Below are 12,906 nucleotides of genomic sequence, written 5' to 3'. Positions count from 1 at the left end.
ACTATGGCACGATCCAATCGCCGTCGGGCACGAGCTGTGTACCCTCGCGATCGGCGAAACGGACAAGGTAGCCGCCCTTCGAAGCGAATCGCTCGCCTGGCGCGAGCGTCAGCCGCGGATAGTAGCCGGTGATGATGCGACGCTCGATCATGTCCTCGGCGCGCTCGACCAGATAGTCGCGGACAAAGGTATCGGTCATGTGGCTCAGCGTCTCGGCGAGCAGTCCGCAGGCAAGGAACGTGTCCGCCTGCACCTGTTCATTCACCACGGGAATGCGTCGGATTGCGAACCAGCCAAGCGCGTAGTCGACCCGCACGCGCCGACGCTCGGGGAGGTCGAACGGATACGCAATCTCCGTCACACCGCGCCAGCCCGGCGGCAAAGGCGTGTGCTCGAGCCCTCCCAGCAGGCCCGACATGTACACGTTCTGCGCGGGCGGCGCCGTGCCGAGCGCCGCGACATCGCCCGGGCGCAGCCACAGAATGAGCGTGTCCGCGCGAGAGATGCCGCGCAGCGCCCGGGCGGCGTGCTCGCCCGGCGCGAGTGCGCGGCTGGAGACCGTGACGCCATGCCCCTTCAGGGCGGCGGCGAACGCCTTCGCGCCCGCCTCGCCGCTGTCGCCCGCGCGGTAGACCTGCCACACCGTCCCGGGCACCTTGCCGCTGTGCGCGCCAAGGATTCGTGTCGCCATCAGTTGCGCCTCGAGCACCACGCCCTTCGAGTAGTAAAGGGGATAGAACGCACCATCGTCAGCGACGGGCACCTCGACATTTGGAAACAGGCAAGGCACTTTCGCCTGCTCGCAGAATGCGTGGACCGGCGCCCAGTGCGTGCCGCCGAGCCCCGACACCACCGCGAAGACCGGCTCCGCCGCCATATACCGGGCCAGCTGGTCCTGCCAGGTCGCCTCCGGGCCGGTCAACTCCCAGACGTGCAACTTCCAGCGGCGATTGACCATGAACATCATTTTTCGCGAGGTGCGAAGCGCGGGCGTGGCGCCAAGCGGAAATGCGTTCTTGTCGGCGAAGTAGTGCTCCAGCACATCGAGCATGCCGCGCCGCTTCACGGGGTCGGCTTCCGGCGTGATGATGGTGGCGAAGTGCAGTTCGGTGTCGGTAACCCCTGGCGCCCTGCGCACATCAAGGCGCTTGAGGTAAGCGATCAGCGCCGCCATGTCGGCATCATTCAACGCGAAGCGCGGCATCAGATAGCTGAGCGGCCTGCCTTGCGAGTCGACGCCGTCGCGAATCGCACGGGCGATGGTGGCGTCGGTGTATGGATCGCGATCGAAACGGACACTTTCGACGTAAGGCAGGTCGAGGTCTTCGCGGCTTTGGGCGCGAGGGTGGTAGAGATACCTGCCGGCGATCGGTGGAATCGAGGTCTGGCCCGACTTGGCGCCAAGCCCGCTGCGCCGGTGGCAGTTGATGCAGGCCGCAGCCGCGCCCTCCATGCGCAGGCCGCCTTCGCGGCCTGCCTCGAGCAGTTCCCCCGAACCGAGTATGCCGCGGCGGAAAATCGTTTCACCGGCATCCACCGGTTCACCCGCGCAGGCGTGGCCCACGACGAACGTGAGCGCGCCCCCGACGAAGACTGCCGCCAGCGCGCGCACGACGCGCCGTCGCGCATCGGCAAAAGCATTCTGTATGGGTCGCCTTGGCAGCATGATGATCGGCCATCTACCGGCTGGCCGGAGGCTGATCCCGATTTGGCAGGCCGACGCTGCCGGTGCCGGGCCAGGTGTCGACTCCCGCCGATGTCGACGCGCCGCTGGGCACGACCGGCTTCTCGAACAGCCGATCTTCCAATGGCTGATTGAGCGTCAGCTTGTCGATCACGAGTTTGTTCGTCGCCGTGGCCGTCACAACGCCGCTTTCGATCATGAACGGTATCTTCAAGCCCTCGACCGTCCGGTAGTCCCGGTAGTACACCACGACCGTAGCCGTCTGCCCGAGCACGCTGTGCACCTCGCGGTCCTCCTTGACCTCCAGAAACGAATGCGCGTCGATCCATACGTGGCGCGTGGTGCCCGATGGCAGGGTAACGTTGAGCCGGTAGGCCTTTTTCCCCTCGACCTCGTCGAGACCATCGAGCGCGATGGCGACGCCCTTGGCCTCGTAATCGATCAGCAGGCCGTCAATGACGTGTTCGTCATGCGCGAACTTCAGCTCCTCAGGCGTGTAAGGCTGCATCTCCGGCTTCGTGCCGCGCACCGCCGGGTGCAGCTTCCAGCCGCGGGCCCCGTCGTAGACGCGCAGGGCCATGCGGTTGGACGCGAAGACCTCATAGTGCGTCTTGTTGGGGCGCTTCAGGGCAAGGACAAAACGCGCCGGCGTGGTCGACCCCTCCACGTGTCCGAACCACACCATGGTTTCGATTTTGCGCCACGCGTCCACACCTCCCCTCGCGTGGACGTATTTCTCGACGATCTGGGCCGCGCTCAGATCGGCCGGTGCGCGTTGTTCGTCCGCGCACGCCACCAGTGAGAAGCAAGCCGCGAGCGCCCAGATCGCCATCCGTCTCGTCGTCATGGCGGGCTCCTCCTAGTGGGCGGCCGCCTTGGCCGATGCCAACGCCGGTTTCGCGAACGCGGCATCATCGATCGGCTGATTGACCGCCACACGGTCGATCGTCATTCGCCTGGCCGGTTTGACGCCTTCGACGACGGTCTCCAGGACGTGCGGCACGCTCAGGCCATGCTCGGGCTTGTAGTTGCGATAGTAAATGGCAACCTTGTGAGGTCTGCCGTCCAGCTTGCGCGCTTCACCGTCTATCTTCAGTTCGAGAAAGCTCGTCGCGTCGATCCACAGGCGTCGCTCCGTACCATCCTTCATGGTCAGCTTGAGCTTGTAGGCGCGGTGTCCCTCGACCGATTCGGTGCCTTCGAGCGCGACCTTGGTCCCCTTCCTGGCGTAATCGACGAGCGGCCCGTCGAGTTCCGCCGATGCGGCGGCCGATTGAGCCTCGGCAGGCGTGTAGGGGGTGACTTCATCGCGCCCGAGGTAGGGCCTGACCTTCCAGCCTTGCTGTCCGTCGTAGACCTGCAGCGCCGTTTGCCCCTCGAAGCGAAGCTCGAAACGGCTCTTGTGCGGCCGCTTCATGGTCATCACGAACGGCAGCTTCACGTCCTTCTTGCCGCCGGCATCGAGCTGGCCCGACATGACCAGGGTGTCGACCCCCCGCCAGGCCTGTAGCCCGCCGCGCGCCGCCACATTCTTGTCAATGACCTGGGCCGCGCTCAGGCCGCCCGCCGGCGCGGCGGTAGCCGCCATGGTGACCGATGCCCCCAGTGCCGCGAGGCTCCATGCCAGAAAATGAACTCGGTTCATCACGCTATCCTCCCCGGTTGATGCCTTATCGAACGCGCTCGCCTGGTCACTCGACCAGCAAGCCGTCGATATGAAAGGAACCGATGATCACATTGACGCGATCCCCGGCCCTGATGAAATCACCTTTGTTGGAAAACACCACCCAATATTCTCTACCGCCTATCAATGGGCCCGCCTGCCGCAGCGGGCCGATCTTGTCCATGACCGGGACCTGCAACAGCGCATGGCTGCGCTGTCCGTACAGGTAAGGTGTCGCCCGCTTGTCGCCCAGCGCGCTGGCCACCACGGGGTCGGTCACGCGAAAACTGAAGCGAACCAGATTGCCCGATGCGGTGCGGCGCACACGTAGATGTTCGACGCCCCCATAGAGGTCGTAGTACGCCATCGCGACGCTAGTCAGCTGCACCGGGTAGTAGGGGGAAGTGCTGGCCGACGCCGGTGCAGTGTCCCGCGCCGAGTCCACCGACGCCATGCTGGCACACCCGCCGAGCGCGAACAACGCCGTCAATGCTATCCACTGCGACATCTGATTCGACATGGTCGACCTTCCCCCCGTTGACCCGCTTGCGCAGCGGCTTGGGCTCGGCGGGCGACGGCGCGTGCCGTGCCCGCCCCATCGCCCCTTACCTTCGCCGCCGGTTCACGGGTGACTTCACACGCCACCCGCAGCCCGAAACGTACCGCCTCTCATTGCGCCGTCCCTTGCAGACTGCTCGTCTGCGTGCCCGGCGAATCCGTAATGTTGAGCGTTCCGTTCTGCGTGGAACCTGCACCAGCGGTCGCGGGCGGATTGAACTGCACGGCGATCACACAACTCGCGCCGGGCGCCAGGCTCGTGACCCGGGAGTTCGCCGTGTTCACCGGATTGACCGAGCCACAGTTCGTCTGCTGAGGGACGATAACGAAACCCGATCCGGTCGGCGTGGTCGTCGGGTTCCCGATACCGGAGACTGTCGTGCTGCCGGAATTCGTCAGCGTGAACAGGTGAACCGGCCCGGTAGTCCCGCGCGTGACAGTCCCGAACGGCTGCGTCGACGGCGCAAGTGCCGGGCCACCCGAAGTGGTCGTGCCGACCGGTCCACCGGTAAGGCTCGCGAGCAGAGGACCCGCACCGCCCGACAACAAGCCCGGGACCTCGACGGCGCCGATGTCGATACCGCTTCCCCCGAACCGGGGTTGAGGCCGTTGCGTCCCGAAGATGTCGACCGGCGGCGCACCCGCCCCGGTGCCTACGTTGTACGCGGCCGAGCTCGACGTGATCGAGTAGTTGCCGAGCATCGCGTTGTACCCCGGGCTGCCCGACGCGATCGAAGCGTTCACCAACGAGAGCGGTCCATAGGACATGTTGATCCAGTTGTTACCCTCGTCCGGCACTGCCGACGGCTGCAAGGCGAACATCGGATTCGGCAACACCGCATCCGCAATGCCCGGGGGCACGGCGTAACCCAGGCCGCCATTTTCCGGCGGCACGCGCGCGCCATTGCAATACTGGCTGATGACGCCCGGAGCGGTACCCTTGTTGGTCCCGGCGTAGCCCGTCGTGTCAGTCAGGATCGAGAAGGTCGGGTTAAGCGTCAATCCCGAGCTATGGTCGCGCGGCCCCTTGTCGTTGTAGACGCCGATGTCCCAGTAGTTGGCGCCCGAGGGGCAACTGCCGGTCGACGTCTGGCTCGGCAACGCGGGTTGCAGCGTCACGATGTTCTGCTGGATTCCGGCACCTTGCCCTCCGACCTGGATGCTGAACGAACGGTTCTGCCAAAAGATATTGTTGGTCAGCACCGGGTTCGAGTACTTCGCGCAGCTTGGACCGCCCGTCGGGCACGTCACGCCCGTCGTCGGGAACACGGCGCTGAACAATGCCGTGTGCGGCGCCGTTTCGAGGCCGGCCGGCAACGGATACGACGTATTCGGCGTCGGCGTCGGGATCGGCGTACAGACCGTTTCCGAGCCGGTCGTGACGCAGGTCGTCGGTGGCGGAACGTTGGCCTGGGAGGCCGCCGCAGTGTTGAAGAGCACGCCAGCCGAAGCGGTCGAATCGTTGGAAACCACCGTGTTGTTGATGAAGTTGACCGCGACCGCATCCTGCAGCGACACACCTCCCCCTGCCCATCCGGCAACGTTGTTGGCAATGATGTTGTTGACCACCTTGACCTGGTACCATGCGGCCGGCGTGGTCGGGTAGCGTTGCACATCAGTGCCGTTGACAGCTTGCAGCCGCAGGCCGCCGCCCTTGCCGCTTTCCGCGGTGTTGCCGATGATCAGGTTACTGTCGATCGTCAGGTTAGGGCCGATGCCGTCGGACAACTCGGGCGCGCAGTCGGTATCCGCCAACGCGTTTTCGCAGAACGTTGCGTCCGGCGGCACACCTTGGGCAATGATGCCACCGCCGTAGGTGGGCAGCGTCGGGTTGTTGCTCTGATTGAACAACACCCAGTTGTGCGAGATGTCGCCGTTATAGCTGAACCCGAAGTGCGCCATGCCGCCACCGTCACCGCTGCTCATGTTGCCGCACACCCAGTTGTAGTTGAAGTGGTAGTTGTCGGCCCCCGAGCAGAACGTCACACCGCCGGCCGAAGCTGGCGTGGACGAATTGATTTCGTCGCCATAGGAAGCGTTCGACGTGACCGCGTTGTTATGCACATTCACGTTCATGTTGAAGTTGAACGGCTGCTGGGTGTTGCCATCCGCCCCGCCAATGATCCCGTCCGGGACCTCGACCTGGCCGATCGTGATGCCGCCCGTAAGCGTGCCGGCGTTGGCGAAGACGCGGTTGTTGGCAATCTCGATGTTGTGGTTGTAGCCGTGCACGAAGATACCGCCTCCGCCTTGAGAGCTGTTGGAGAAGGACATGGCATCGATGCGCGACGGATTGCACAGGAAGTTGCTCGGATTGTTGTTGCAATCCGTGCTGCTGTTCGTCAGCGGCGGGCAGGTGCCGTTGGCGACGCAGACCGGGTCGGCGGTCACGCCCTTGCCGAGCACCGTGATGCCGGCACCTTCGTACGCACCCATCAGCGAAGGCTCGATCAGGAGTTCGGCGAGATTCCCGTTGGCGTTGGAGTCCCAGCCGAAGACGGGCTCGAACGGAATCGCGTCCACCTTGCCCTCCATGCTGGAACCCAGCTTACAACTGTTGAGGTTCGCCGGATCGTAGGGATGGGTGCCGGTGATCGGGGCACCGTCCAGCGCGATGCCGAACAGGCAGTTGACTTCCCTGCGCCACGGGTCCAGTTTCCCGGACGGGTGGGTATTGGCGTTGACGATGACCGACGGCGCGCCGACCCCTTGCAGGCGCAGCGGCCGCCACATCAGCAGCATTTCGTTGTACGTGCCCGGACCGACGACAATCATGTCGCCCGGCGTGACGTTGGTCGTGTCGTCGATCACGCTCTGGATCGCGTTGTTCGCGGCATTTTCCCCACTGATATAGATCGGCGTCTTGCCACCGATGGTGACCGTAACCGCATCGACCGACTTCTTGCCGTTGGCGGCCGTTATCACCAGCTCCCCGCAGTAAGCTGGCCCGACGCCGAACCCCGTGTTGCGCTGCTGGATCGGGCAACTCGATGCCTTCGTCCCCGGAGGCACGGGGAACCCGGCCGGCGGGATCGCTGGCACCTGGATCTGGATCTGCGTATCGCTCCACCCGTTCACGGTTGCCGGGAAGCCGTTAACCGTGACGGTTCCCTTCGTCGTACCGAAGCCGTAATGCCGCGTGATGAACTTCTGGTTGAACGGCGGAGTCGTCGCCGCCGGTCCCGAGTAGGCATTGTTAGGCACGGTCTGGTCACCCAATGCGTTGATGGTCAGGACGTGTCCCGGTTGGCTGACCCACGGGCCGTTGCCGTTACCGCTGGCGGCGATCTTGGTATTCTTGGGGATCAAATCGCCAAGTACCGTGGAGACCGCCGGGGTGGCGTCCGGGTACGCGCAGTCGGGCGGGTTATAGCCACTCGCGAACGCCTGCACCGGCACCACGGGGGTATCCATGTACTGGGTGAGCCCCGGCATGAACGGGATTTCGTAGCAGAACTGGCTGTACGCCGGGTTGTACAACGGGTCCCGGATCGTCTTGCCGGGATTGGCAGGATCGGGCTTGTCCGGATCGTTCATGCAGGCGATCATCATGTTCGGCGCGTAACCGGTCGGATTCGGCGGGTTGACTTCCCAGGTCGAATACGTCAAGCCATTGAAGATGCCCCACTGGTCGGAATACACACGCGACATTTCGTTGCCGGTGAAATCCTTCAGGGAAACCGGCACGTTGGGCACGGCGAACTTTTCTCCGAATTGCGGAGAGAACGGATCGAACTCCGCAGAGAAGTCATCCAGCATGAAGCCGGTGAAGTGCGCCGCGACGTGTGTCGAGCTGAAGATATAGAACTTCGTCTGCACGGACATCTGATCATTGAGCAGCACTTCCTTGCGGTCGCACAGGTGCCGGGAAGCACCGGCGAACGGCGCCACTTCCAGTGCGCCCGGGAACAGGCTGAGGTAATCGGGAACGATGCGCAGCGTACCGACGCAAGGCCAGAACTGCTCGACACTGCCCGTATCGCCCTCGCGCCGCGGCGAGGAACCGAGATCCGTAGTCGGGTTCTGCGCATTGTTCGGGTTCTGCGAGGCATTCACCGCCGCCTGGTCAGGAATGATGAAGATGTTGGTCAAGGCGCCGAACTGCTGCGTCACCGGCGCGATGAAGTTATCGCCGATGAGAATGTTCTTGTCCTCTTCCTTCATCAGTTCATAGCCGGGCGGCACGATCACTTCGACGACGTATTTGCCCGCCGGCAGAACCACAGTGCCGTCCTTCGAGGGATTCGCCGTACAAATCTTGCAGTTCGTGGCGGTCGGCTTGCCGGTATTCGGATCCCTTCCCGTCACGCTCGGGAATTGGTAACTGCCGTCGAACGGCGCCGGTTGCACCTGGTTGAAGGCGTGCATGCCGTCGTAGCACTTGAACTGGGAGTTGTTGGGCATCGCCGTGTTGGGGTTGAGCCACTGCTTGCTGCCAGCCAGCGTGAAGAAGAACGGGTCCTTGGTGCCGTTTTCCTGGCCCGGGCAGTTCATGTTCGGCATGCCGTCGGAGCGGAAACCTTGCGCCCAATCGTCCCAACTTGTGGTCTTGGTGGTGTCCACAAGTTTCAGGCTGGTCGTACCGTCCGCGGCCGTACCCTCTTGATAGAGGTTGACAGTAACGTTCGGCACGTTGGGCAGCCACTTCGCATGCACCGTCAGCGTCGGGTCATCGAAGGCCCGCGTCGAGGCATAGGCGACCTCACCGCGGATGCCCCCGTTTTCGCCGGCGACAAACGGCGTCTTGCCGAACTCGATGAACTGGTTCTGCCCGGAGAAACCCTGCCATCCCATGGAGGTGACCCAAGGCGGATCGATTCTTCCGGTTGAGGGGCTGGCGGCACTGCTGCCCGGACCGTTCTTGATCGAATAGCCGGTGCAGTCGGCGTTGCCGCAGTACACAGCGCCCGGCACCCGCAGGGCTGCCGGCAACTGCGCGGTCGACGATTCCACGGTATTGGCAAAGAACTTCGCAATCGTCGACGTTCCGGCGCCGGGCAAACCCGTGCCGTCCGTCGGACCGCCGGCGTCATAGACCACATGCGTGCCCGTGTTTTTGAAGCGGGTCGGGTCGGGGTCGACGACGTACCAATTGAACAGCGGGAATACCTCGTTGAATGGCGCGTAGCCGTTCAAGTCCGTGTTGTTGAAATTGGAATAGCTGCCGTCCCGGAAACGGATGTTGGTCGGCACCAGCGCCAGCCCGGGGTCGTCAGGATGCGAGACGCCATCCCCGTGAAGGTCGATGAACGTCCTCGTGTAAAGGTTCGTGTGCCATTGGAGCACCGGCAGGTCCCCGAGGTTGACTGTCTGGCCGCCACTCACGGCGACAGCCTTGGCAAGCCCGTCGACGATCTGATCGTTCCACTGGTCGAACACGGTCACCCGAATCGTGCCGTCAGGAAGGTTGGAAAGCGTGAACGTACCGTCCTGGTTGCATTTGGTGAACGCAATATCGTCGCCGTCCGGATCACCGGCGCTTACGTAGCACTGCGTAAAGGCCAGGGAGTCGCGCGAGCCGCTGCCATAGAGGTTCTCATTGGGCGGACGGCTGTAATGCAGGTTGGTGACCCGGCCGGTGATGCTATTGCCACACGCAGCGCCGGCCACGTCGCACAGCCCGGTCTTCGCAGCATTGGTCCTGCGGTCATTGATGATTTTCGGGTTGGCAAAGCCGATGGCGACGTGGAAACCCGCCGGCCCGAATTCCTGGAAGTACGTCGGCCCGCCGACCCGGATGAAAGAGTCGTGTGCCTTCTGCCCGTCGAGGGTATTCGTCTGCAGCCATTCCTCTCCCCGGCCGATTCTGTCGGCGGCCGGCGTGGCGATGATGCCGTATCTGCCGGGCATCAGGTTGGTAATCACGGCCTGGCCTACGAGCGGCGAGAGGGTTTTGCCGTCGGATTCATACTTCGGACACGTCGGGATCATGCCCACCAGCCCGTCCTTTTTCACGGAGATCGGGCACGCGTACAGCCCGGTGGCGGGATCGATCTTCGACTGCAAGGCATTGGACAGCGGCATGTTGAACATGTCGTAGCTCATCTGTCCCGTCGCATCACCGGTGCTGCCATAGTCGTCCCACATCTTGATTTCAAAGCCGCCCAGTCCCGGCTCGCGGGAGTCTCCAAAATTCTCGACCCCACCGTGGACATCGACTTCGCCATTGAGCGGGGAGTCGTCTTCGAACACGTACACCGAAACCGTCGCGGTCGGTAGCGGTGTCTGTTGCAGGACCACATTGACCGACTTCTGCCCGGCCGCGAGCGGTGCGCCGCCCAAGCCGTGGCCGCAGGTGCCCGTACCCGGCAGCCACTTCGCGGCCCCGACTGCATACGTCCCGCAATCCGTCGCGATGCTGAACGGTCTCGTCGTGCCATTCATCGTCACCGGTGCGCCCGCGCCCGAGGCGAACGGGTTGCCGGCATCGCCGGGCAGGATCGAGAGGTAGTAGCGCTTGGTCGGATCGAGCACGACCTGCCCCGGATTGACCGGCGTCTGTTGCGCGGCGTCCGTACGACACTTACCGTTGCCGATGTCGCATACGGCCGGCAGGTGGGAATTGCTCGCCGGGTCGAAGACCGTTTGCCCCGCTTCGCAGGCAAACGTGCCCCAGCAGCCGGAGGCAACCACCGGCATGTAGCTGGTGTGGAAATTGGTCCCGACGCTCGGCACGGGCAACGGCGGACAACCGGCCGGCCGCGTGGCCGTGCTCGTTTGATTCACTTGACATGCGGGGTCGATCTGGAAGGTGCGGTCTTCCTCGATGATCCAGCGGTAATCGTTGATAGGCAGGCCGGTCGGCGCGTCCTTCACGACAACGTTAAGGCCGCTGCCCCCAACGAACGTCACCGTGGCCGTCGCCATTTGGCTCGACGTGTTTTGCGCATTGACGGCCGCGGTGTTTTGGGAATTGACGGCCTTGTATTGGAACGACACGGTAGCCGTGCCGCCTGCGGCCGGCGCAGCGGTCGGCGAGGCGGCAAACGAGCCGTCCGGATTAACCGTCACGGTGCCGCCCGTGGCATTCCCTACGAGTGCCGCCGTCAACTTCAGCCCTGAAGGATCGTTCGCACTTGCCAGCAGGCCGGGCGGCGACAACACCATCCGTGACGCGACGGTACTGGTGTAGCTTTGGTTAGTGATCGTCGGGGGGTTGGCCGACATGCAGCCGGAGATCACCGTGCAGGGTTGCAACGTCACAGTTGCATGGATCGCCGGATTACCGTTGGCATAATAGGTGAACGTGTCTGTCGTCGTGCCCGGATTCGGCACATAAGTAAACGTGCCATCAGGGTTCAAGCTGACCGTGCCAGCGCTAGGCCCAGAGCCAGGCGTCTGCACGAGCGTAACGCCGTACACGCCGATGTCGTTGGCGATCACCCCTTTGGCCGGGTCCGAGACGATCAACGGATTGCCGGGCACCAGGTTGTAGGTGTCGTTATTGGCGACCGCGGTCAGACCGGCGGCCGTGGTCGGCAACGCGCCGTTGTTGACGCTGATATAGGCCTGCATGCCGCCGTCGCGCTGATTGTCCGTCGACAGACTGAGTTGGCGATCGAACACGGGCAGCGCCGGCGCCCCGGTGGCGGGCGCGTTCATCATGACATCGTAGGTCTTGCCTGCAGCCAGGAACACTTCACTCTGGACCTTCCGAATGCCGGGCAGTAGATTGCCGTCCTCCGCGATGAGCGAGAATCCGGAGACGGGCGGCGTGCCTGTCTGCGCACCGACCACAGTCGGCACATGCATGCGCAGGCCGGCGTTCACGAAACGAAGGAGAACCTGGCCGGTCGCGGCAGGCGCCGCGGCGGAGAATTGCGATTTGACCAGATTGGTTCGGTCGAAGGCTACGCCATTGATCAGGTAATAGCGCGGATCGTAGTTCACGGCTGGCGGATAGCAGGCGCCTGCACCACCGGTGCACATATCGCCACCCAGGACCAGTACCGCGGTAACCACCGCGTTGGTGCCGGTGCCCGACGATCTCGTCACCGTCGCGCCGGGCACCGAGGAATACCCCGAGCCCCCGCTGGTGACATTGATCGACGTGATGCCACCGTTGGCGTCCACGCTGGCGACCGTCGCGGCCGCTGCGACCGAGGCGTCCCCTGCGGCAACGCCGCCGGAGAATGCCACGGCGTCGCCGACATGATAGCCGGTACCGGCGCTGTTCACCGTTACCGCACTGACGGTATCGCGCAACACGACGTTGGCCGTTTCCTTGAACCCGACAGTCGCCACGGCCTTGGCCACGGCAGCGTTTTGCACGGCGTCGATTTCACTCAGCAACAGCGGGACGTCCGCGTTGTAGGTCACGCCCGTATAGGCCGTTCCCGCCGGGTTGGTGGTCGTCGGCGCCGTGGTGACCACCAGTACGCCGTAGAGCCCCATCGGCCCCTGAATCGACGGGTGCGTGCCCGACTCGATCAGGTAGGTGCCGGGTTTGAGGCTTGTCCAACTCAGGGTCGTGGTCCCGTTGGTCGCCACTTCCGTGCCGAACGACTGGACCCGGCCGGCGGGCAGCTGGGTAGGCGGCGTAAACGTCGCGCCGTTCGAGTTGCCTGCGATGGGCCACGTGGCAGCCTGCGTCGCATGTACGGGGTTCGCCGCCCGGCTCGGCGCCGCGCCAAGCCCGCCGCCAACTTGCCCGACGATCACCATCGACGTTGGCACGCCGGCAGGCAGATTGTTGGTGAGACTGATCGTCAGCGGGCCCGGGGCCACGGTGATCACCACCGGCGACCAGTTGCCGAGGGCGGCGGCACTCGGGTTCAACGCCGTGCAAGTGGCCGACGCGGCCGCGCCACAGCTATAGCCCCACATCGGCACCAGCTGTCCGTCGGGTAGCGCGGCATTGGCAGACTTCGCCGTAAGGCTGACGGTCTGTGCAAACGCTGCGCCAGTCGCCAGCACCAGCATCGAAGCCGCGATCCCCGCCTTGGCCAGGCCGCAAAGCGTCGCCTTGAACTGAATGGGTCTCATCGCCGTTCCCCTTGCC

Annotated in this window: 5 protein-coding genes; all 5 read right to left on the bottom strand. The window is 64.1% G+C overall.

Annotated elements, in window-relative coordinates:
• Position 1: 1 nt before the first annotated feature.
• The 5 genes from PTE30175_RS04350 to PTE30175_RS04330 all read right to left on the bottom strand — a co-directional run bounded on the left by PTE30175_RS04350 (position 2) and on the right by PTE30175_RS04330 (position 12,890).
• Positions 2 to 1,666 (bottom strand): cytochrome c/ABC transporter substrate-binding protein, encoded by a 1,665-nt coding sequence (locus PTE30175_RS04350; RefSeq protein ID WP_150695837.1) that lies wholly within the window; start codon positions 1,664 to 1,666, stop codon positions 2 to 4.
• Positions 1,667 to 1,679: 13 nt separating this feature from the next.
• Complete coding sequence (locus PTE30175_RS04345) at positions 1,680 to 2,531, bottom strand: LolA-like protein (RefSeq protein WP_191628833.1); 852 nt, start codon at positions 2,529 to 2,531, stop codon at positions 1,680 to 1,682.
• Between the two features lie 12 nt (positions 2,532 to 2,543).
• Positions 2,544 to 3,329: an outer membrane lipoprotein-sorting protein gene (locus tag PTE30175_RS04340; protein WP_150695836.1), complete on the bottom strand. Its 786-nt coding sequence runs from the start codon at positions 3,327 to 3,329 to the stop codon at positions 2,544 to 2,546.
• A 46-nt stretch (positions 3,330 to 3,375) separates the two neighbouring features.
• Positions 3,376 to 3,867, bottom strand: coding sequence for a hypothetical protein (locus PTE30175_RS04335; protein ID WP_191628831.1), 492 nt, complete (start codon positions 3,865 to 3,867; stop codon positions 3,376 to 3,378).
• A 149-nt stretch (positions 3,868 to 4,016) separates the two neighbouring features.
• Positions 4,017 to 12,890 carry an Ig-like domain-containing protein gene (locus tag PTE30175_RS04330; RefSeq protein WP_191628829.1) on the bottom strand — a complete coding sequence of 2,958 codons (8,874 nt, stop codon included), beginning with the start codon at positions 12,888 to 12,890 and terminating at the stop codon, positions 4,017 to 4,019.
• Positions 12,891 to 12,906 lie beyond the last annotated feature (16 nt).

Source organism: Pandoraea terrae (assembly GCF_902459695.1).
Classification (GTDB): domain Bacteria; phylum Pseudomonadota; class Gammaproteobacteria; order Burkholderiales; family Burkholderiaceae; genus Pandoraea; species Pandoraea terrae.
Note: the sequence above shows the minus strand (reverse complement) of the source record. Positions and strands in the feature narration are given on the sequence as shown.

Coding starts and splice junctions, on each gene's coding strand:
- PTE30175_RS04350 (WP_150695837.1), bottom strand. CDS start 1,666: ATGCTGCCAAGGCGACCCATACAGAATGCTTTTGCCGATGCGCGACGG.
- PTE30175_RS04345 (WP_191628833.1), bottom strand. CDS start 2,531: ATGACGACGAGACGGATGGCGATCTGGGCGCTCGCGGCTTGCTTCTCA.
- PTE30175_RS04340 (WP_150695836.1), bottom strand. CDS start 3,329: ATGAACCGAGTTCATTTTCTGGCATGGAGCCTCGCGGCACTGGGGGCA.
- PTE30175_RS04335 (WP_191628831.1), bottom strand. CDS start 3,867: ATGTCGAATCAGATGTCGCAGTGGATAGCATTGACGGCGTTGTTCGCG.
- PTE30175_RS04330 (WP_191628829.1), bottom strand. CDS start 12,890: ATGAGACCCATTCAGTTCAAGGCGACGCTTTGCGGCCTGGCCAAGGCG.